The organism is Pseudomonas sp. BRG-100, assembly GCF_000737955.1.
GTDB classification, from domain to species: Bacteria; Pseudomonadota; Gammaproteobacteria; order Pseudomonadales; family Pseudomonadaceae; genus Aquipseudomonas; species Aquipseudomonas synxantha_A.
This window is the reverse complement of sequence record NZ_JPRX01000001.1, coordinates 820,645-841,645: the sequence shown is the minus strand read 5'-3', so window position 1 is coordinate 841,645 and position 21,001 is coordinate 820,645. Positions and strand designations below refer to the sequence as shown.

General features: G+C 66.2%; 14 protein-coding genes. 1 reads left to right on the top strand and 13 read right to left on the bottom strand.

Features of this window, described 5'->3' with window-relative positions; translation table 11 throughout:
- Positions 1–71 precede the first annotated feature (71 nt).
- On the top strand, positions 72–1,277 hold the full coding sequence (locus tag JH25_RS27795) for a XylR family transcriptional regulator (protein ID WP_081883272.1): 1,206 nt from the start codon (positions 72–74) through the stop codon (positions 1,275–1,277).
- Here the strand turns inward: JH25_RS27795 and JH25_RS23415 are convergent.
- From JH25_RS23415 to JH25_RS23475, 13 genes are read right to left on the bottom strand one after another with little or no spacing between them, the layout of a single operon-like run.
- The gene (locus JH25_RS23415; protein ID WP_032876543.1) at positions 1,165–2,592 is read right to left on the bottom strand and encodes an isochorismate synthase; all 1,428 of its coding nucleotides are present in this window, start codon (positions 2,590–2,592) and stop codon (positions 1,165–1,167) included. The genes JH25_RS27795 and JH25_RS23415 overlap by 113 nt on opposite strands.
- Positions 2,589–2,897, bottom strand: a complete 309-nt coding sequence (locus JH25_RS23420) for an isochorismate lyase (protein WP_005787433.1) — start codon at positions 2,895–2,897, stop codon at positions 2,589–2,591. Before JH25_RS23420 ends, JH25_RS23415 begins: the two co-directional genes overlap by 4 nt.
- Complete coding sequence (locus JH25_RS23425) at positions 2,894–3,640, bottom strand: thioesterase II family protein (RefSeq protein WP_032876541.1); 747 nt, start codon at positions 3,638–3,640, stop codon at positions 2,894–2,896. The genes JH25_RS23420 and JH25_RS23425 overlap by 4 nt, the downstream gene beginning before the upstream one ends.
- Positions 3,637–5,235: a (2,3-dihydroxybenzoyl)adenylate synthase gene (locus tag JH25_RS23430; protein ID WP_032876538.1), complete on the bottom strand. Its 1,599-nt coding sequence runs from the start codon at positions 5,233–5,235 to the stop codon at positions 3,637–3,639. Before JH25_RS23430 ends, JH25_RS23425 begins: the two co-directional genes overlap by 4 nt.
- Positions 5,228–5,947: a VOC family protein gene (locus JH25_RS23435; RefSeq protein ID WP_032876535.1), complete on the bottom strand. Its 720-nt coding sequence runs from the start codon at positions 5,945–5,947 to the stop codon at positions 5,228–5,230. The genes JH25_RS23430 and JH25_RS23435 overlap by 8 nt, the downstream gene beginning before the upstream one ends.
- The gene (locus tag JH25_RS23440) at positions 5,944–7,083 is read right to left on the bottom strand and encodes a Gfo/Idh/MocA family oxidoreductase (protein WP_032876532.1); all 1,140 of its coding nucleotides are present in this window, start codon (positions 7,081–7,083) and stop codon (positions 5,944–5,946) included. Before JH25_RS23440 ends, JH25_RS23435 begins: the two co-directional genes overlap by 4 nt.
- Positions 7,080–8,258 carry a cytochrome P450 gene (locus JH25_RS23445; RefSeq protein ID WP_032876529.1) on the bottom strand — a complete coding sequence of 393 codons (1,179 nt, stop codon included), beginning with the start codon at positions 8,256–8,258 and terminating at the stop codon, positions 7,080–7,082. The genes JH25_RS23440 and JH25_RS23445 overlap by 4 nt, the downstream gene beginning before the upstream one ends.
- Complete coding sequence (locus JH25_RS23450; protein WP_032876526.1) at positions 8,255–9,931, bottom strand: class I SAM-dependent methyltransferase; 1,677 nt, start codon at positions 9,929–9,931, stop codon at positions 8,255–8,257. The genes JH25_RS23445 and JH25_RS23450 overlap by 4 nt, the downstream gene beginning before the upstream one ends.
- A gap of 2 nt (positions 9,932–9,933) precedes the next feature.
- A complete protein-coding gene (locus JH25_RS23455; protein WP_032876523.1) occupies positions 9,934–10,962 on the bottom strand; it encodes a class I SAM-dependent methyltransferase in 1,029 nt (342 codons plus the stop codon).
- The gene (locus JH25_RS23460; RefSeq protein ID WP_032876520.1) at positions 10,959–12,062 is read right to left on the bottom strand and encodes a saccharopine dehydrogenase NADP-binding domain-containing protein; all 1,104 of its coding nucleotides are present in this window, start codon (positions 12,060–12,062) and stop codon (positions 10,959–10,961) included. Before JH25_RS23460 ends, JH25_RS23455 begins: the two co-directional genes overlap by 4 nt.
- Entirely contained in the window at positions 12,056–13,801 is a 1,746-nt protein-coding gene (locus JH25_RS23465) for an ABC transporter ATP-binding protein (protein ID WP_032876518.1), read from the bottom strand. Before JH25_RS23465 ends, JH25_RS23460 begins: the two co-directional genes overlap by 7 nt.
- Positions 13,798–15,537, bottom strand: a complete 1,740-nt coding sequence (locus tag JH25_RS23470; protein WP_032876516.1) for an ABC transporter ATP-binding protein — start codon at positions 15,535–15,537, stop codon at positions 13,798–13,800. The genes JH25_RS23465 and JH25_RS23470 overlap by 4 nt, the downstream gene beginning before the upstream one ends.
- Positions 15,534–20,987, bottom strand: coding sequence for a non-ribosomal peptide synthetase (locus tag JH25_RS23475; RefSeq protein ID WP_032876513.1), 5,454 nt, complete (start codon positions 20,985–20,987; stop codon positions 15,534–15,536). The genes JH25_RS23470 and JH25_RS23475 overlap by 4 nt, the downstream gene beginning before the upstream one ends.
- Positions 20,988–21,001 lie beyond the last annotated feature (14 nt).

The window sequence follows — 21,001 nt, the reverse complement described above, 5'->3', positions numbered from 1 at the left end:
ATCACCAAGGTGTAGTGCGATTTTGCACAGCGAGGTCTAGTCTGCACCTACCGGCCCCAAGGACAAAAACAATGAAAACCCTACCGCCCGTGCACCGCATCGCTTTGCTCTTCAACGGCAGCAAAATCTACGACCGCGGCATCATCACCGGTATCGGCAATTACCTGAGCAGCACCCGCGCGTCCTGGGACTTGTTCCTGGAAGAGGATTTTCTCTGCCGTCTGCGCGGTATCGAGCGTTGGCAGGGAGACGGCATCATTGCCGACTTCGATGACCCGTTGATCGGCGAGGCGCTGGCCGGGAGTCGGATACCGGTGGTGGCGGTGGGGGGATCTTACGAGGATGTCAGCGCGTACCCCAAGGGCATTCCCTATGTCGCGACCGATAACCACGCCTTGATGAAGCTGGCCTACGAGCATTTGATCGAGGCCGGGCTGACGCGGTTTGCCTGTTTCAGCCTGCCCGAGGCCCAGGCCAATCGCTGGGCGCAGGAGCGTGAGAAAGCCTTTCGCGGCTTGGTGCAACGCGATGGCTTGCCGGTGGAGATCTATCGCGGCCTGGGCACCAGTGCGCCGTTGTGGGACAGCGCGGTGGAGCAGCAGATTGCCTGGCTGCACAGCCTGCCCAAGCCCATCGGTATTATCGCGGTCACCGATGCTCGTGCCCGGCAGTTGTTGCAAGCTTGCCTGACGGCGGGCATTGCGGTGCCGGAGGAGGTGGCGTTGATCGGGATCGACAACGACCCGCTGACCCGCACCCTCACGCGGGTGCCGCTGAGTTCGGTGATCCAGGGCACCGAGACCATGGGCCGTACTGCCGCGGCCTTGCTGCATCAGATGCTGCACGGCAAGCCCTGCACCGGCACGCAGGTGCTGGTGCCGCCGGACGCGATCAACGTGCAGGCCTCCAGCCTGCATCAGCCCTTGGGCAACCCTTATGTGATGCAGGCATTGCTGTTTATCCGTCAGTACGCGTGCCAGGGGATCAAGACCGACCAGGTCGCCGCCTATGTCGGGGTCTCACGCTCGTCATTGGAAGCGCACTTTCGCAAGGTGCGCGGGTGCAGCGTGCATGACGAAATCCTGCGCTTCAAACTCGCCGCCGCCGCCAAGGGCCTGGAGAACCAGGACCTGGCCATCGCCGACATCGCCGCCCGCTGCGGCTTCACCTCTGCGCAGTACTTGCATACGGTGTTTCGCCGCGAGTTTGGCTGTACGCCACGTCAGTATCAGCAGGGCATGCCAGTTGCAGCGCCTGTTGCATGCTTGCCAGCTTGATCTGGGTTTCTTCGTACTCATTGGCTGGCAGCGAGCCCTCGACAATCCCGCAGCCAGCAAACGCATGGCAGTGCCTGGGGGTGATCAGCGCCGAGCGCAGGGCCACGAGAAAATCGCCATTGCCCTCGGCGTCCAGCCAGCCCACTGGCGCGGCATACCAGCCGCGATCAAAGCCTTCGTGTTCACGGATAAAATCCAGCGCAGGCGCGCGCGGTAGACCGCCGACCGCGGGGGTAGGGTGCAAGGCTTGGATACCGTCCAGCAGGCGCTTGCCGGTGTTGAGCCTCGCGGTGATGGGCGTGCTCAAATGCTGCACGGTGGCAAGTTTCAGCAAGTTGGGGTGCGGCGCGGCGTGCAGGTCGCTGACCTTGTCACCCAAGGCTTGGGTAATGGTCTGCACCACCAGTCGATGCTCGTGCTGCTCTTTCGGGTCGGCCAATAAACGTTTCCCCAGCGCCTGATCTTCATTGGGCTTTAACCCACGACGGGTGCTGCCTGCCAGGGCGTGGGTGGTGAGACGGCCCGCCTCGCAACTGAGCAACCGCTCGGGTGTGGCGCCCATGAAGCAGTGTTCGCCCCGGTGAATCGCGAACAAGTGCGAGGCGTTACGCCGAGCGTGCAGGCGGCCCATCACCGCGCCAGTGTCGAGCGCGGCGTCCAGGTGGTGGTCGATATGCCGCGCCAGCACCACCTTGCTCAAGTCACCCCGGGCGATGACGTTCAAGGCGGTGTCGACCTTGGCCTGCCATTGATCCCCCGGCAGTGCGACGCGTTCCACTACATGGGGGGCGGGGGCAACGTGGGTGGCTGGGTTGAGCAGTTGTTCAAGGGCGGCCAGGCTTGCTTGCACCAAGGTCGCAGGATCGCTGCCGGGCTCGACCACACGCTGGCAGCGCAGCCAGCGCCCGTGGCTGTCCTCGCTGAGCAACCAGTGGGCAAGGTGGAAACTGGCATCGGCAAACGGCGCCCAATGGGATGCGCAGGGCTGCTGCTCATCAAAGCGCATACCGCCCAGCAGCAAGGGCGGATGCGGGCCGTCCACCAGCGCATCGGCGCACAGTGCGAACCATTGGCGATCCACTTCGGCCATGCGCTGGGGCCCCCAGGCTTCGATCTGCCAGGTGCAGCCGAGGCCGAACAAACTCAAGTCCGGCGAGTGCGCACACCAGAAGAAACCCTGGCGATGGGCCTCGTACAGTGCCAGGGGCGCCAGCGTCGGCGCGGGGTAGGCGCTGACGGCAATAACGGGGCGCTGGTACGCCACCGCCCGTTGGTGCGCGGCCTGGAAGGTCTTGAGCAAATCGGCCGCGTTCATACGCACTGGCTCTTTTTCTGTAGCCAGAAGGCCGTCTGCTCAGCGATGTACCAGTGGATGATCTGGTTGAACAGGCCCTCGACAAACTCGCCATCCAGCCCGACCTCCTGCGCCCACTGCCGGCGCTGGGGCAACATCGCCGCAACGCGATCGGGTGCGGCAATGCTGGCCTGGTCGGGTTTGAATGCGGAGGCGGCCTTGACGTATTGCATGCGCAGGCCGAGGGCGTCGATGATCTGCTTGTCGAGGCTGTCGATGGCATGGCGAATGTCGTGAAGGCCAGTGCAGTGTTCCGGGGTTTTCATCGTGCGTCTCCCTGAAGGTAGGCGGTGCGCTGCAACAGGTGGTCGATCACCGGTCGCGGCTGATGCTTGAGGTAAAAGTGGTCGCCGTCGAACAGGCGGATGTCCGGGGTATGGCGGCTCAGGTCGGCCCAGGCGCGAGCCTGCTCCAGGCTGACTTCGGCGTCATCGCGGGCCAGCAGTACATCCAGCGGTGCCGTCAACGGCCGCAGGTTCGCGGGGCGCCAGGTTTCGATGGCCTGGTAGTCGCTGCGCAACGCCGGCAGAAACAGCGTGCGTAACTGCGGGTTGGCCCACAGGTCTGCGGCCTGGGCGTCCTGGCGCAGGATGTCGGCAATCAACGCGCTGTCGTCCTGGCGATGCAGGTCGCTGGAGGGTTGCCGGTGCGGCGGTGCGTGGGCCGAAACAAATACGTGGTCAGGGCCGACACCGCCGGCCTCCAGCAGCGTGCCGACGGCATAGGCAAGCGCCGCGCCCATGCTGTGGCCGAACAGCCACAGGGGCCGCGCAGGCAAGGTCAGCAACGCCTGGCTGATGTGCTCGGCGAGGGTCGCCAGGCATGGGATATGCGCTTCGTTGAAGCGCTCTTCGCGCCCGGGGTACTGCACTGCCAACAGGTCAATGTCACCCGGCAAATGCGCCAGCCACGGCCGAAAAAAGCTCGCGCTGCCACCGGCGTGGGGCAGGCACACCAGGCGTGCGCGGGGCTGTTGCCCCTCACGCAATACACGTAGCCACGGGCTCATAAGGCCAGCACCTGTTCCGCCAGGGCCTTGCGGTTGACCTTGCCCAGGCGCGTCAGCGGAAACTCGCGCAGCACCTGCAAGCGGTCTGGCAACTTGTAGGCCGCCAGCCCACGCTCGCGCAGCCAGGCGTTGATCGACGCCAGGTCCAATGGCGCGCCGTGGGCCAGTACGCAGGCGCAACTGCGCTCACCCAGCAACTCGTCGGCCAGCGCCACCAGCGCCACATCGCGGATCAGCGGATGGCCGAGCAGCAGGTTCTCGATCTCTTCCACCGGAATCTTTTCGCCGCCCCGGTTGATCACATCCTTGCTGCGCCCCTCGACGATCAAGTGCCCTTCGGGCAGGCGCCGTACCAGGTCGCCGCTGCGATAAAAGCCATCGGCGGTAAAGGCGCGCTGGTTGTGCTCGCGAGCGTTGTAGTAACCGCGAATGGTGTAGGGCCCGCGCACCAGCAATTCACCGACGGCGCCGGGAGCCACCGGCACATCGTCGGCATCGACGATACGGATCTCGTCTGCGCCGGTCAGCGGCAGGCCCTGGGTGTCGAAGACCAGCGCCTGCGGGTCATCCAGCCTGGTAAAACACAGCAATCCTTCGGCCATGCCGTACACCTGTTGCAGGCCACAGCCCAGGGTGGGGCGGATGCGTGCGGCGATCTCGGCCTTGAGGCGTGCGCCACCGACTTGCAGCCATTGTAAGCTGCTGAGGTCGTTGTCGGACCATTGCGCCACTTCCAGCCACAGCAACACCAATGGCGGAATCAACGCCGTGTGGGTAATGCGTTCGCGCTCGATCAGTTCGAAGGCGGTGTCGGGGCTTGGTTCCGGCGCCAGTACCAGGGTGGCGCCGACACTGAACACCCCGAGTGCCCCCGGCGAGGCCAGCGGGAAGTTATGTGCCACCGGCAGCGCCGCCAGGTAACGGGTGTGGCGGTCGAAACCGCAGGCTTGCGCCGCCAGCCGGGCATTGCACGCATAGTCGTCATGGGTGCGCGGGATCAGCTTGGGCAGGCCAGTGGTGCCGCCGGACAGCAATAGCACCGCCACATCGCGAGCGTCCGGCGCCGGGAACGGGTGAGGCGTGGCGACGCAGTCGGCCAGGGCCACGAATTCCTCGGCTGCGCCTACCACCCACACCTGTTGCAGGCTCGACACTTGGCTACGCAACGTGCGCGCCAGGGGCCGATAATCGAAGCCCAAGTGCTGGTCGATAATCACATAGGCCACCGCTTGGCTAAGGTGCGCCAAGTGGGCCAATTCATGTTCGCGGTGGGCCGGCAACGCAAACACAGGGATCGCTCCCAGGCGCAACAGAGCGAAGGTCAGGCTGAAAAACTCGGCGATATTGGGCAGTTGCACCAGCACTCGCTGGCCGGCGACCAGCCCGCGCGCGGCGAGGCCGGCGGCCAGGCGGTCGGCGTGTTGGTCCAGCTCGGCGTAGCTCCAGCGTCGGTTGCCGTCCACCAGCGCCTCTTGCTGCGGCGTACGCTGGGCTTGCTCACGCAGCAGTTGGCCCAGTGGCACGCCTTGCCAGTAGCCTTGCTCGCGGTAGCGGCGGATAAAATCTTCGGGCCAGTCTGTGAATCCATCAAGCATGGCTATCTCCATGTGCAGTCGGGCAGCTCAGCAATTGCGCACCGTGTAACGTCAATGGTTGCGCCAGGCCGGCGACTTGCACCGCCTGTACGCCGGTAAATTCGGCGGGTTGCAGGTGCAACATCGGGTCATCGCCCGCGAGCAGGTTGAGGGCGGTGCGGTCGGCGGGGCTTACGCCCAGGTGAATGGCCGCCAGCCCCGTGGCGCCGTTGGGATGGATCAGTCGCTGCGGGTGCTGGGAGGGTGAATAGGGCGTGACCAGAAACGGCAGGCGCTCATGTCGTGGGTAAACAAACCGAAAGCGCGTCTGGCTGCCGTCCGCACAGGTGCGTTGCCACTTCACCACACGGCCCATGGCCACGCCGCCGGCCGCCAGGTTTGTCAGACGGGGTGCCAGGGCCAGGTCATCGCAGAGCAGCGCGAGGTCGCAAAACCCCTCACCCTGGGCAGCCCAGCGCAACATGCGCCGCCCGGCGCCACGCCCGGCCAGGCAGTCGATGGGCCACTTGAACAACCAGGCATGACGCGGGGTGGTGAGCAGCTCGATGATCGGCCCGCGGCTGAACCAGATATGCGCATGTTGCGCGCGGGCCTCGGCGGTGGCGTAGATGACCTCGAAACCGGCGGCGCGAAAGTTCGCCACCGCCTGGTGCAGGTCGCGAACCCACAGCAGCACATGGCTGCAGGACGAACGGGATTGGGCAGTGTTCAAAAGGGCAGGGCTCCCACGAGTTGCGCGCTGGGGTCAGCGCCAGGCGGCTGTACGGCGTCGGCGCAGCGATGCAGTTCGGTCATCGGCAGCGCACGGGGAATCGGCGGTTCAATCAGTTCCGGCATGCCGATCAGGCTGTTCATTTCACGCCAGGCCATCGACACCTCGGTGGCCCACATGCCGCTGCGCAGGCGCTGCGCCGGTTCGGCGATGTCGGCGCACAGCGCATCCAGGGCGAGGCTGACCGCATCGGGCCAGAGCTGGTTGAACACCTGGTGATAGCTGGCGGGTATGTGCGGGTCGAGCACCACCATGCTCGGCCCGGCCAATCGTTCACTGCCTTTGCCTGCCATGATCAGGCGGTCGGTGTCGTCCCGTGGTGCGTGCAGGCGTGGGTTCCACAGCACCGGGCCGTGGGTGTCGCACAGGCTCAGCACCCCGGCTTCACAACCCACTTCAAGGCGATGCAGCAGGAACGAGTGGTTATCCGGGTCCTGGGGATGTACCTGGTTTTGCACGCGCAGGCTGATCGGCACGCCATTGAAGCTGGCGTTCAACCGCGTGAAGGGCTGCGCACCGACACTGGCGGCCGGCGCCGCAAATACCCAGGGCCGCAAACCACCGGCCAGGCGCCCGAGAATATCCAGCAACGGGTAGGCCACCTGGCTGTTACAGGCCGCGTCGATATAGGCCAGCCCTTGTTGCTCACGCAGGTACGCGGCTACCGCCAGAAAACGCCGGATCGCAAGGATATTCGGGTACAGCGTATTGACCGCATAGGCCGCCTGGCCCTGACGCGCCGCCTGCATGCACGCGGCGATTTCGCGGTGATGCACCGGGTGTTCCTGCAATACGTGAATGCCACGGCGCAAGAACTGCTGGGCCAGTTCGCTGCCCACGCCACCGGTGGCGCCGGAACGCACCACCACGCAGGCAATGTCGACGCTATCGGGCACCTGCTCGACGGCCTCGTACAGCGCCACCCCGTAGTGATCGGCGCAGGCCTTTGAATAGGCATTGCCACGCGACAGGATGCCGACCAATTCATAGCGCTCATGGGCACGAGCCAAGGCTTGCAGGTAGATGCGGCCGAACGCGGTGCCGGCGACGATCACGCGTGGACGAGCGCGGCTCATGACCAGGTCACCGGCAGGCAGTGGGCACCGCGAAAGAACGTCGCCGTTTTCCACTGCACCTGCCCGCAGCGTTGCAGGTTGGGCAGGCGTTCTACCAAGGCTTGCAACGCCTCTTGCAACTCCACCCGCGCCAGCGCCGAGCCGATGCAGTGATGCAGGCCGTGGCCGAAGCCGAAATGGCCGCCGGCATCGCGTTGCAGGTTGAGGGTTTGCGGGTCGGCAAAGCGCGCCGGGTCATGGTTGGCCGCACCGATGGACGCGAAAACGGCTTCGCCCTGGCGAACCAGGGTTTCACCTACCTGGATATCTTCGAGGGCGTAATGCACAAACATCGCCGCCGACGCCAGCGGGATATAGCGCAGCAGCTCTTCCACCGCCTGGGGAATCTGCTCGGGATGGGCCTTGAGTTGTTGCCACTGTGCGGGGTTGTCCAGCAACACCAGAATGAAATTGGGGATCTGCGAAGCACTGCCTTCGTAGCCGGCGACGAGGATGGCGATGCACAACAGCAGCAGTTGGTCTTCGCTCAGGCGCTCGCCTTGGTCATCGGCCTGGGCCAGGGCGGTCATGAAATCGTCCTGAGGCTGACGGCGCCGCTCGGCGACCAGGCCCTTGATGTACTCGGCCAGTTCACCCAAGTGCTGTTGGGTCAACGCGGCGTCTTCGGCGCGGGTCGACAGCAATGAGTCGTTCCATACCTTAAAGCGTTCACGGTCTTGCAGCGGTACGCCCAGCAGCTCGCAAATCAACGCCAGGGGCAACGGTAAGGCATAGTCGCTAACCAAGTCGGCGGGCGGGCCGGCGGCGAGCATACGGTCGATCAACTCATGGGCGTAGGCCCGGGCATGGGGGCGCAGTGCTTCGACGCGCCGCCGGGTAAACGCCTGGGCGGCGCGGGAGCGGATCCGAGTGAGTTGCGGCGGGTCCATCATCACGATGCCGCCGGCAATTCGCGGGAATGCTCGCGGGGCATCGTCGCGGCGAAATGCTTCGCTGCGGCTGAAGCGCCGGTCGCCCAGCACCAGGCGCACATCGTCATAGCGGGTGGCGAGCCAGGCGGGCGCGCCGATGGGCATCTGGATACGCAGCAGGCCCGGTGCTTGCTGGGCATGGCGGTAAGGCTCGGCGAGCTCCAGGTCGGTGAAGGCATTGAAAGGGTAGGCCAGCGGGGTCATGGCAAGTCCTTGGCGGTAGGCAGGTCGGGCAAACGGTCGAGCAGTTCCAGGTGCAGGTCTGGGTGTTCCAGGTGCGCGGCCAGCGCGGCGCGGCTCAAGCGTTGGCAGGGCACTTGGGCGACGAACACACGATGGCCGAGCGACGCCAGCGGGTGGTCGGCGGCGGGCAGGCTGCGATTGCCCTGGAACCCGGCGCGGGCCAGGGCGGTTTGCCATTGGTTGAGGTCCAGGAAGGTACTGCTGCTCAGCGCGCGCTCATCGCTGGCCTGGTTGAGCATGAAAGCCTGGGAGGCCATCACCCAGAACTCCTCCTGGGTCGGCTCGCTGAACACCAGCCAGCCGCCGGGTTTGAGCAAGGCGAGCAGGGTGGCCAGCGAGCGCTCGGTGTCGCGGGCGGCATTCAGCACGCCCCCGGCGACGATCAGGTCCCAACTCTGGGTGCGATAGCCTTGGGCAGGGGCGGGGCAGTCGATATCAAACACCCCGTGGCGCACCCACGGCCAAGCGTGCAGACGCTCGGCGGCCTGTTCGCTGAAGTAGCGCGACACGTCGGTGCACAGATAGTCCACCGTGACCTTGGCCAGGGCCGGCACTACGGCCTGGGTGGTGGAACCGGTGCCGGCACCGACTTCCAGCACCCGCAAGGGCTCGGTGCCGCTCTGGCGCGCAGCCCAGGCGCCAATCCAGTGAGCCACGGCGCGATGCTGGTACTGCGCCGCCAGGCTTTCGCGGTACAACGCTGCCGCACGTTCGGTGCGGCCTTCGGGAAACAGCAGGTGCACCGCTGCGCACTCACCGCGCATCAACGCCGGCAACTGGCGAGCGTTGTCGCGCGCGTAATCGAGGGTGGCGCTGCCGCCGGTGTTGCGCGCCCAGTCCAGGCTCAACTGTGCCCAGATGCCCTCCAGGCTGGCGTCGCTCCAGGTGCTGGCGTCGAGATTGGGATGCAGGTGGTCGCCTTGGCGGCGCAGCAAATCCTCGGCTTGGAGCACGTCGAGCCAGCGTGCGATGAGCGGGCGGTGGCCGGGGGCGATGCCGGCATTGGCGAGGCTGTGCGCCACATCGTTGAGCGGTGCGGGCAGCAGGCCGCACTGCTCCAGGCCATTGAGCATCGACAGCAAGGCGGCGTAGCTCAAGCGCTGGTTCAACTGTACGGCGTCGGTCAGCTGCGTGACGCTGAACTGCTGATCGACGGCGGCTGCGGTCGCGTCCAACTGATCGTCCACTGTCGCCGGTCCGCACGGCTGGGGCACCGCGAACAGCGTCGTGCCGTGCAGCGCCACCGCATTCACCTGGGGATGTTCCAGTGCCCGCTGGCACCAGCGCTGGTGCTCACGCTTGACGCTGACCAGGTCGCGCCCGTCATCGGTAAAACCCTCTACGTGGCAATCGAGCTGCGCTGCTGCCCGTTCCGCCAACTGCCAGTCGCCCGGTCGGAGGCTGATGAACAACAGTTGTTGCAGATGGCTCAGATCACTCAGGGCCAGGGCGGGAAAGTCCAGCAGACGCTCCAGTTGTTCGGCGCTCATCATTACCACCGCCGGACGCTGGCGTTCGAGCACTGCCAGCAAACGGGCCGGGGCCTGTTGATGCAGGCCCAGGTCGGTAAAGACCGGCAAGCGCCAGGGGTGCTTGCCGGCGGGCAGTTCGATCAGCAAGGTGTCGATATTCATGCTCAAACTCCTCTGGCCTGGAACAAGCGCTGCCCCGCAGCAGCGAGCGGTTCGCCCGCGTCAGGCCACACCTCCAGCAACTCAAAACCTGCAACCTGCAAGGCCTGGCGCCACGCGTCGACGGCCATGAAGGCTTCATCGCCAGCACGCAGCGGCGCATCGGCCGGCGGCGACAGCAACAGATGCATGAAGGTCAGCATCGCCGGGTTGTCGGCGATGGATTCACTGAACAGCAAGGCGCCGCCGTCGCGCAGGCTGGTGCGGATCTGGCCGAGGCAGTTGGGCAGGTCGCGGGCGTTGTGCAGCGCGTTGCCGGCAATCACCAGGTCTTGGCTGCGGGGCGCTATGCCCTGGTCGCTGAAGCGGCGATTGAGATCGAGCAGGCCGAACTGCATCCCCGGCTCAAGACGAAACTGACGCTGGGCCGCACTGGTGAACAGCGAGCTGATGTCGGTAAAGCGATAATCCTTCTCGCGTTCTTGCAGCGCCGTCAGCACCGTAGCGGTGGTGCAACCGGCGCCGCCGCCCAGCTCCAGCACCTGCAGCGGCCCGGCAGCGGCGCTGACTTGCCGCGCCCGGGCCCCCAAGGCTTGATTGATCGCCGCAGTGAAGTGGTTGTGCTGGTAGGTGCCCATCACCTTCACCGGGTCCCCGCCAAGCATCAGCAAGTGGGTGAGGGTGAACTGATCGCGCAGCAGGTCGGGCAGGCATTCGATCACTTGGGTATGCAGGCGCGCCATGCTCGCTGGAAAGCCCAATGCGGCATACAGGCGCGGCAGTTCACCCACTTGCGGGTCATCGGGGGGCACTTGCCAACCCAGGCGTTTACCTTCCTCGTGCAGCAGGCCGGCACGGGTCAACGCGGCCAGCCAGCGGCGTACCACCCAGGCATGGCGGGCCGCCGTGCCCAGGGCCTGGTTGATGTGCTCGGCAGTGCGCCACGCCTGCAACGGCAACGCCTGACTGTGCAGTAACACCTGGGCCATCACGCCCAGGCTCAAGTGTTCCAGCTCGTTCAGGGCGTTGTTCATAGGCAACCTTCTTGGGCGACATGCAGTTGATCGAGCGGGCCGTGCAACAGGTTCAGGCTACGAATCGCCGAGGTGCACAGCAGGCGCTCCAGGCTGGCGGCGGGCGGCAGGGCCTGGGCCGCCTCATGGCAGCCGGCGCTGATCTCTCCCTCCACCACGCTGATCACCGTGATCGCGGCCATGGCTGCGGTGAGCGCCGCATTGCCTGCGCCACTGAGCACCAGGCTGCGGGTCCGGACCTCGCTATCGTGCAGGCCCTCCAGTTGCAGCAGCAGGGTGACGAAGGGCGCCTGGCCGCTGAGATCCAGGCGGCTGGCTTCGCACAAGCGCTGCACCGCTTCTGCCCTTGGCAAGCCGTGAGCCTGGTCAAACGCCTTGAGCACGTAGCCGTCGGTGATCACGTTGAACCACTGGCCGACGTCCAGGTTCAGGTCCATGGCCAGACGTTCACCCTCAAGGTTCAGGTAGGGCAACAGGTGAACCGAGCCGGGAAAGCACGGCACTGACACCTCGCGCCGGCGCCGCAGTGCGCGGCTGCGACGCCCGTGTTGCCAGGCCGCCAACGGCTCGCTGCTGCCGTCCACCGCACCGTGCAAAAAGTCGTCGGCAGCCACGGCGGTAAAGTGATCGCGCAAGCCGAAATAGCTGGTCAGGCTGCGCACCTGGGTGAATTCCTGCTCGGCCAGCCAGCGCGGCAGCAGGCCGGTGAGCCCCGGTTGCAGGCCTGCGCCCAATATCGCGCAGCGGCCACGCCATTGGGCGGGGTCGAGGTGCATATGACCGGCGGCGTCGACGTAATGGGCGTCGGCCTGCAACGCTGCCTGCGCGGCACGGTCCTGCACGCGCCACGAGGGGCCCGCGCAGTTGAGCAGCACAGCGCAACCGCGGGCGAAGGTGGCCAAAGCCTCGGCATCGTTGAAGTCCACTGCGGCCCATTGCAAATGGGCTTGGGGCCACTGCTGCTGGAGAACCTGCACGCAGTGCGCGCCCTTGGCGGCATCGCGCCCGCCCAGGCGCAGATCGTTCACTCCCAGCGTCAACAACGCCTTGGCGCTGGCCAGCCCCACGTCGCCACTGGCGCCCAACACCCCGATCAGCATGGCTGCGCCTCGGCTTTCAAGCGCCAGCCGCCGGCGCGCTGGCGGTCATGCCAGAACCCGGCGTAGCGACCGTTTTGGGCAAGTAATTGTGCGTGCGTCCCCGATTCCACCAATCGGCCCTCATCCAGCACCAGTATCTGGTCGGCGGCCATGATGGTGGGCAGGCGGTGGGCGATCACCAGCACTGTGGCGTTTTGCATCAAGGCGTGAATCGCCGTCTGCACGAAGGCTTCGTTGTGCGGGTCCAGGGCTGCCGTGGCTTCATCCAGTAGTACGATGGGCGCCCGCTTGAGCAGGGCCCGGGCCAGGGATACCCGTTGGCGTTCGCCGCCGGACAGCGCCGCGCCACCTTCGCTTACCGGGGTGTTCCAGCCCTGGGGCAGGCGCGCGACGATTTCATCCACACCGGCCAATCGCGCCGCTTCGGCCACTTGCTCGGCGCTGGCGTCCGGGTTGCCGACGCGAATGTTGGCCTCCAGGCTGTCGTCGAACAGGTAGACGTCCTGCATCACCAGAGACAACTGCGCCATCAGCGCTGCGTTGGACAGCTCGCGTACGTCTACACCGCCAACCCTGACGCTGCCCTCGCTGGCATCGAAAAAGCGCATCAACAAGCGGGTGACAGTGGTTTTGCCCGAGCCCGAAGCGCCGACAATCGCGGTCATCGAATGCGCCGGTGCGCTGAAGGTCAGGTTATGCAGCACCTTTGGTCCGCTGGGGTACCCGAAGCTGACCTTGTCGAAGGCCAGGGTGCCGGGTGCCGTCAGCGGTTGGCTCACCGCGGGTTCCGGCAGCGGCGGCTCGCGCAGGATGCCCACCAGTTGCTCCAGGTCGTTAGCGGCCATGCGTAACAGACCACTGCGCGCCGCCGCTTCGGCCAGCGGCCCGACAAAACGTGCCGCCAGCGCGAGCAAGGCGACCAACTGGATGGCGTCGATTTCGCCGTGGGCGGCCAGGGCGATGCCCACGCCCACCAGCAACGCAAATGCCAGTTGCACGGTCAGGCCACCGGCCAGCAACTTGGGAAAGGTCTGCGACAGCATCGAGCCGCCCGCGTGTTTCTGCGCCAGGTTGGCGGCCTGCAACGGCGCGTAGCCGTCCTGGGTGCGACCAAAGGCGCGCAGCACTGGCTGGTAGCGGGCGAATTCGACCACGCGGTTACCGGCCAGAGTCGCGGCGGCTTCCACGCGCGCATCATTGCTGCCGATGGCGGCGGCCGACCAGTGATGGGTGAAGTAGATCAGCGGCGCGCACAATGCGGCGGTCAGGCCCAGGCGCCAGTCGAACACGAACAGGGTCAGCGCCACGGTAGCCGGCACTACCACGCCAGACACCACCGGCCCCAGGTAATGGGCAAACAAGCCGGTGACCATCAGCGTGCCGCTGGTGGCACTGCGCGACAGACGCCCGACCTTCTCGGAGTTGAACCAGCCCAGCGGCAGGCTGACCAGGTGCTGGCCAAGGCGGTCATGCAAGGTGGTCAACACCAGCAGCGCCAGGGCAAAGCCCTTCATGGCCTGCTGGTAATGGGCGATGCAGGTCAGCACCACCATCGCCGCCAGGCCAGCCAGCCAGAGGGACGCGCTGTGCAGGTCACCGGCAATCAGCGCGTGCAGGATCGGCACCAGCAACGCCACGGCCAGCCCTTGCAACACGGCACTGGTCACCAGCCAGGCGAGGTAGCGGTACAGGCGTGCGGCGTGGGCCGGGCCCAATAAAGTCACGAGGCTGCGGATCACAAGGACATCTCCAGGTCGGGGGCGGTGGTTTCGGTGCCGGCGCGCCACAGGCGGGCATAGGTGCCGTTCGCCGCCAGCAATTGCTCGTGAGTACCGTTTTCCAGCACGCGGCCCTGGTCGAGCACCACGATCTGGTCGACGCCGCAGATACTCGCCAGACGGTGGGCAATCACCAGTACCGTGCGGCCGCGGGCCAGGGCAGAGAGGGCATCCTGGATCAGCGCTTCGGATTCGGGGTCGGCGTGGGAGGTGGCTTCATCGAGGATCAGCACCGGCGTATCGGCCAGCAGCGTGCGAGCGATGGACAAGCGCTGGGCTTCACCGCCGGAAAAAATCGCGTCTTCGCCGATCACCGACTGATAGCCGCGGGGCAGGGCGCGGATGCGTTGATGAATCTGCGCGGAGCGTGCCGCGGCCTCGACGTCGGCATCGCTGGCCTCGGGGCGGCCCAGGCGCAGATTGTCGGCGACGGTGCCGTGCACCAGTTGCGCGTCCTGCAACACAAAGCCCACGTGTTGATACAGCTGGCGCGGGTCAATCTCGCGCACATCCACACCACCCACGCAGACCCGCCCGGCGTTGACGTCGTGAAAGCGCGGCACCAACTTGGCCAGGGTCGATTTGCCCGCGCCGGAGGCACCCACCAGCGCAGTGACGCTGCCGGCCGGGCAGTACAGGTCGACGCCATTGAGGATCAGGTGCTCGGGGTCATAGCCGAACTGCACCTGTTCAAAGCGAATATCACTGCCCTGGGGCATCCTGCACACCTTGGGCGTGGGCAGTTCCTCAACCTCAAGCAGCGCCTCGATGCGGTCGGCGGCCGCGAGGGCAGTGCGCTGGGCGGTGAGGCTCTGGTTGATCACCAGCAACGACTGCGGAATCACCACGGCTACCAGGGTTTCGGCGAACAACTCCAGCGCTGTAATCCAGCCCTGGGCCAGCAACAGGCTGCCCACCCCCAGGCTCACCAACAGAATTACCGGCACGCTCAGGGCCATCGATGAAAACGCTTCCAGGCGCAGCAGCGGCCGCACCCAGCCAGCGTATTGCGTGCTGAACTGGTCGACCGCCTGCTGATAGCTGCGATGGGCCTGGCCCACCTGGCCGAACGCCTTGACCACGGCAATGCCGTGGACAAACTCGACAATCGCCGCGCTGACCCGGGTCATGCTCTTGTCGAGCAACTGCATCTTGGCGCCGAAGCCGCGCATCATCAGGCTGTAGGCCACCGCGTAGATCGGCAGGGTCAGCACCGCCAGCAGCGCCAGGCGCCAGTTCAATGTGGCCAACCAGATCAGCCCTGCCAGCGGGGTGACTATCGCCGCCGTCACTTCCACTGCGTGATGGGCAACCAGGTGGTGCAGGTCTTCCAGGTCGTCCTGCACCACTTTGCGCACCGCGCCGGAGGTGGTGTCGGTGTACCAGCCCAGCGGCACGCGCCCCAGCTTGCGCACCATGGCTTCGCGCAAGCTCGATTGCAGGCGGTGGTCGGCCAGGTGGGTCAGCCACAGCGCGACGCCGCTGGCCATCCAGCCAAGGCTCAGGGCGACCACTACCAGCGCCGCCCACAGCCACAACGTGTGGCTGTGGGCATTGCCGGCCAGCAGCAAGCGGCCCAGTTCGGTCAGGCCGATAAAGGGCACCAGGTTGACCAGTGCGCCGACGGCGGCGAATACCACACCGAGGCGGATCAGGCGGTTGACCGGGCGTTTGAGGGTATCGAGTGCGGTGCTCATGAGTTTTTCCGAAGGGCCTCAAGCAGGTGCGCGGTGACGGTGTGCACGTGGGGTGGCTCGATCACGCTGAAGTGGTTGCCCGGCACGTCGATCAGGTTAAATTGCCCCAGGCACGCGTCCTCCCAGAACGGCGCCGCCAGGTGGCCGACGCCGCCGGTGATCCCGAACGATTGCTGCTCCAGGCAGCGCAGGTAGGTCATGTTGCCGAGGAACGGCGGCGGATCGAACCGTGCCGCCCGCATACTGTGGCGGCATACGCGGAACAGCGTGGGCACCAGCTCCGGGCCGATGGGCACCCCGGCCTGGCCGGACGCCAGGCGCGCATACTCGGCCAGGCGTTCTTCCTGGCTGCGCGCCGACTGTTGCTGCACCGCCAATGCCAGCGCCTCCAGGCCCGGGTCACCGCCCAAGGCAGCCATGGCCCCGGCGGGCACGCGGCGGTTGTCGCGGGCCATCAGCAGGTCGATGGCGCGGTACACGTCGTAGTCTTCGATATGCGCGCCGAACACGGTCTTTACCGGGTCCAGGTTGAGGTTGGGCACGAAGATCGCCTCGTAGGCCAGCTCTTCGTCGGTGTCGATAAACATCGGGATACTGTCGATCAGGCTCAGGTCCACCACCTCCATGCCACGTTCCAGCAGGCGCCGGGCGACTTCGGTGGCGAGCAGGCCGCCCAGGCAGTAGCCGATCAACTGGAAGCGCTGATGGCCGTCGGCGATCAAGCGTTCGGCGTAGTCCTGGGCCACGCTTTCAATCAGGCGCTTGGGTTCCAGGGCCAGGTACTGCGCGGTGTCGGCCACCGCGAAACCGATCACCGGGCCGGCCTGCTGAGCGGCGAGTGAGCGGCCCAGGTGCTGGAAATAATCCAGGGTGCCGAGGGCCGCGTGGAACATCACCCGCACCGGGCCGACGTCGCCGCCGCCAAAGGGCACCACCAACGCATTGCTGTTGGATGAACGCTGGGATTGGCCGGGATTGACCGCAGACGGTGCGCTTTCACCATGGCTGAGCAGGCGCGCCAGTGCGCTGACAGTCGGTTCGTTGAGCATCTGCCGCAACAGGGTGTCGTAGCTCAGGCGTTGCGCCTGGGGCAGTTGTTCGCGCAACTGGCCGGCGACCCGGGCGAGGATCAGCGAGTCGGCGCCTTTTTCGTAGAAGCTGTCGTCGGCACCGATCTGCGCCAGGCCCAGGGCCTCGGCCCACACTTGGCACAGCTGCGCGGTGAGTGGGTCACTGGGTACCTGCTCGCTGCTGGCGGCTTGGGTATCCACGGCGGGGCGCCAGCTGGCCAGGGTCTTGCGGTCGACCTTGCCGTTGGCGGTCAAGGGCAGGCGGTCGAGTACTTGTACATGCGCGGGCAGCATGTAGTCCGGCAGGCGTTGCGCGAGGGCGCGGCGCAGGCTGTCGACGCTCAGACGCTGGAACCCGACCTTGAAGCGTGCGGCAAACACCTGCATACCCAGGGCCGCCAGCGGGTGGTCGGCGTGAGGCAGGGCCGGCAGGCTTTCGCCGCCGAATGCCTGGATACGCTCACGCCAGGTGTCGGCGCTGCACAAGCCGCTGCGGCCTTGGTCGTGATCGCCGCCTGACGGCGTCATCATGAAGCCCTGGGTCAGCAGAATCGGCGGCCATTCGCCGGTCGGCTCGCTGAACACCAGCCAGCCACCCGGGCTGAGCAGTTCGGTGATCTGGCCGAGGGCGTTGTCGATGTCCTTGACGCTGTTGAGCATGCCCGCGCACAGCACGATATCCACGCTGTTGCTGGCCAGGCCCTGGGGGCGGATGGGCTGATCGATGTCCAGCACGCCATAACGCACCCAGGCGTGGTCGGCAAAGCGTTGCCTGGCCGCCGGCAGGAAAAACGCGGTCATGTCGGTGAACAGGTAATCCACTTCGAGCCCATCGAGCAGGCTGATCACCGGCGCACTGGTAGCGCCGGTGCCCGCGCCGATTTCGAGGATGCGCAGCGGGCCGTCGCCGTCGTGGTGGGTGGCAAGGCGGTTGATCAGCGCAGCGATGCTGTGGTTGTTGTAGCGCGACACGGCATCCCCGCCATACAGCTGCAATGCCAGGTCTTGCTCGCCTTGAGGGAACAACAGGTCGAACGGGTTGACCTCGCCGCGCAGCAGTTTCTGCAGTTGCCCGACGTGATTGAGCTGGTAGTCGAGCAGCGTCTGGCTGCACAGCCCGGACGCGACCGCCTGTTCCACCCGGCCCCAGGCCAGCGCCGGGTTTGGCGCGCTGTCGAGCAGGCGATAGCGGGACTGTTCACCGTGCAACAGGCCCGCGTCACACAAGGCCGCGAGCCAGCGCCGCACCAGCCAGTGATGGCGGGGCTGCGCTTGCAGGGCCTGCAGGATGGTCGGTGCATCCGGCTCGGCCCACGCGCCGCTGAATAGATTGGCCTTGAGCATCACGTCCAGCATCGAACTCAACGCTGCGCCACTGAGGTCCGCCTGATAGTCGCGTACTTGTTGGGGGTCAAAGCTGCCGACCTGGCTGTCGGCGTAGCGCTGCACCGCCGTCAGCAACGGTGCACCGGGTAGCGGTTCGGGTTCGGCCCGCGCAGGCGTGACGAAGCCCAGCAGTTCGTCGCTGAACAGGCTGACCGCGCTGTCCACGCCCGGGGTGGAGAGCAGTGCGGCGTCGATTTCGCCCAGTTCCACCCGATGTCCACGGATCTTGACCTGGCCGTCGTTACGGCCGAGGAACTCCAGCTCACCCCCCGGCAGATAGCGGCCACGGTCACCGGTGCGGTACAGGCGCTGACCGTCGAGCGGGTGTGCAAAGAAGCGTGCCTCAGTCAACGCCGGGTCGCCCAGGTAACCCTGGGCCAGGCCGACGCCAGTGATGTACAGGTCACCCGGCACCCAGGTCGGTACGTCGCGCCATTGGTTGTCCAGCACGCGAAAGCCCTGGTTGGCCAGCGGCAAGCCGTAGGGAATGCTGCGCCACGCGGGGTCAATTGCGCCGATGGGGTGCAGGTTGGACCAGATCGAGGCCTCGGTGGCGCCACCCAGAGCCACCAGGGCCAGGCCCGGCAACAGCGCGTGCAGTTGCGGCGCCAGGTTCAGCGCGATCCAGTCACCCGACAACAACGCCAGGCGCAGGCTGTCGAGGGGGCGCGGCTCGGCTTGCAGGTAGTGGGCCAGCATCTGCAATTGCGCCGGTACCGAGTTCCACAGAGTCACCTGATGGCGCTGCACCAGCTCGGCCCAGTGCGACGGGTCGGCGCCGCGTGCCGGGTCGGGCAGCACCAGGGTGCCGCCCACCGCGAGGGGGCCGAACAGGTCATACACCGACAAATCGAAACTCAGTTGCGCCAGGCCCAGCACGCGGTCGGCGGCGTTGACCGCAAAGCGCCGGTTGATGTCCTGCACGGTATTGAGCGCAGCGCGATGGCTGATCATCACGCCCTTGGGTTCACCGGTGGAGCCGGAGGTGTAGATCACATAAGCGAGATCGTCGGGGCTGCCGTGCGGTGCCGGGAAGTCTGAAGTGGTCGGCGCCAGTTGATCCACGGCATGCCAGTGCAAGCCCTCCGGCAATGGCGTGTGGGGCAGGGCCTGGGACTGGCCGAGCACGTGGCGCACCTTGGCGCTGTGCAGCACGCGGTCGCGGCGGGCGGCCGGGGCATGGCTGTCCAGAGGCAGGTAGGCGGCGCCGGCCAAGAGCACGCCGTAGGCCGCCACCACTTGGTCACGGCCCTTGGGCATCAGGATCGCCACTGGTTCCTGGGCGCGGCAACCGGCGGCGCTGAGGGCAGCAGCGACTGCCAAGGCACGCTCCATCAGGGCGGCGTAGGTCAGGCTGCCGTGGGCATCGATCACTGCCAGGGCCTGCGGCTGTTCCCAGGCCATGCTCAGCAGGCTGTCATGCAGGCGGCCGGTGGGCAGCGGCGCGGCGGTGGCATTGGCGGCCAGGCGCTCACGTTGTTGCCAGGCCGGCAACGGCACTTGCATGGGGTGGTCCCAGGCGGCCGGGTCGAGGGCCAGTAACTGCAACTCGGCGACGAATGCCTGCTGCATGTCTTCGATCAGGCCGTCGGGGAACACGCCTTGGCGCACATCCCAGTGGATGTGCAAACCCTGCGCGTCGTCCATCACCTGGCAGTCGAGGGTCACCTGCGGAGTTTGGGTGATGCCGTGGCCGACCTGTCGCTGGCTGGCGGGAGGTGGTTCGATCGCCAGGCCGATAGCACTGGTGAACACCACCGGCATGGACGCCGCTTCACGCCCGCGCCGGCGACCGATTTCGCGCATCACCTGGATGCCGGAAAACAGCCGGTGCTCCAGGTCGGCAAACAGTTGATTGCCCAGTTGGCGTGCCTGGCTGGTGAAATCCTGGCCCTGGGGATCATTGACCTGCAACAGGCTGACCGAGGTGAAATCCCCAACCAGTTGACCCACTTGCGGATGCAGTGGCAAGCGGTTGAGCAGTGTCAGATTGAGGCTGAAGGTGGGTTGCTGGCTCCAGCGTTGCAAGGTGCCGACGTAGGCGCTGAGCACCACGATGGACGGGGTGAGGCCGAGGGCGCCGGCGGCTCTTTTCAAGGCTGCCCATGGTTGCGCGTCGAGTTGCGCGCAGTGGCGCTGGAAGCGTGGCACGCTGGTGTCTTCGCCGCTCAGGGGCGCCGGCAGTTGCGGGGCGGGGGGCAGTTCATCGATACGCGCCATCCAGTAGTCACGGTCGCGTTGGTGGCGGCTGCCTTCGAGCAGGCCCCGTTCGGCCAGCAGGTAGTCGCGAAAGGTGATGTCCAGGCTGGGCAAGTTGGCCTGGGGGTCGTGCAGTAGCTGTTCCAGTTCATTGAACAGCAGTTGCGCGCTGGCCCAGTCGGCAATCAATGAGTCCATGGAGAAGTGCAGGGTGTCGCCGCTGTCGCTGCGGCTCAGGCGCAATTCGAACAGCGGCCAGATATCGGTAGGGTAGAGCTTCTGCTCCATGGCCTCACGTATCTGCTGCACGGCGTGCTGGTGCTGTTCACGAGTGGCGCCGCGCAGGTCGGCGACTTCCACCGGGTAATGGGCGACTTCGGCCAGCACGCGCTGGGAGCCTTCGCTGGCGATCACCGCGCGCAGCATGTCGTGCCGGGCAATCAGGCGGTTCCAGGCGTGTTCGACCTGCTGCGGGTCGAGGCTCGGCCAGCTCAGTTCGAGGTAACCGTGGCAGGCCACGTTGCCGTAGCCGAATGATGACTGGCGGCCGAGCAGGTAGGCGTTCTGCACATCGGTGAGCGGGAACGGCGCGTGGCGCTGTGCCGGGTCGGCCATTACCTGGGGCCGCTCCTGGGTTTGCAGCAGGTGCAGGATCTGCTGCTTGTGCTCGCGCAGTTGCGCCAGGCGCTCGGCGTCAAGCAGGCCCTGGGGCGCGCGGAATTTGAGTTGGCCATCCTGGGGCCAGAGTTCGACGCCCAGGGACTTGAGTTCGCTTAACAGTTTGGCGGCGGGCATGGGGGCAGCTCCTG

What these genes read in the sequence shown, in the direction of transcription:
- JH25_RS23415 (WP_032876543.1), bottom strand. Translation starts at nt 2,592, where the DNA reads ATGAACGCGGCCGATTTGCTCAAGACCTTCCAGGCCGCGCACCAACGG.
- JH25_RS23440 (WP_032876532.1), bottom strand. Translation starts at nt 7,083, where the DNA reads ATGAGCCGCGCTCGTCCACGCGTGATCGTCGCCGGCACCGCGTTCGGC.
- JH25_RS23460 (WP_032876520.1), bottom strand. Translation starts at nt 12,062, where the DNA reads ATGCTGATCGGGGTGTTGGGCGCCAGTGGCGACGTGGGGCTGGCCAGC.
- JH25_RS23445 (WP_032876529.1), bottom strand. Translation starts at nt 8,258, where the DNA reads ATGACCCCGCTGGCCTACCCTTTCAATGCCTTCACCGACCTGGAGCTC.
- JH25_RS23425 (WP_032876541.1), bottom strand. Translation starts at nt 3,640, where the DNA reads ATGAGCCCGTGGCTACGTGTATTGCGTGAGGGGCAACAGCCCCGCGCA.
- JH25_RS23470 (WP_032876516.1), bottom strand. Translation starts at nt 15,537, where the DNA reads ATGAGCACCGCACTCGATACCCTCAAACGCCCGGTCAACCGCCTGATC.
- JH25_RS23475 (WP_032876513.1), bottom strand. Translation starts at nt 20,987, where the DNA reads ATGCCCGCCGCCAAACTGTTAAGCGAACTCAAGTCCCTGGGCGTCGAA.
- JH25_RS23430 (WP_032876538.1), bottom strand. Translation starts at nt 5,235, where the DNA reads ATGCTTGATGGATTCACAGACTGGCCCGAAGATTTTATCCGCCGCTAC.
- JH25_RS23455 (WP_032876523.1), bottom strand. Translation starts at nt 10,962, where the DNA reads ATGAACAACGCCCTGAACGAGCTGGAACACTTGAGCCTGGGCGTGATG.
- JH25_RS23450 (WP_032876526.1), bottom strand. Translation starts at nt 9,931, where the DNA reads ATGAATATCGACACCTTGCTGATCGAACTGCCCGCCGGCAAGCACCCC.
- JH25_RS23420 (WP_005787433.1), bottom strand. Translation starts at nt 2,897, where the DNA reads ATGAAAACCCCGGAACACTGCACTGGCCTTCACGACATTCGCCATGCC.
- JH25_RS27795 (WP_081883272.1), top strand. Translation starts at nt 72, where the DNA reads ATGAAAACCCTACCGCCCGTGCACCGCATCGCTTTGCTCTTCAACGGC.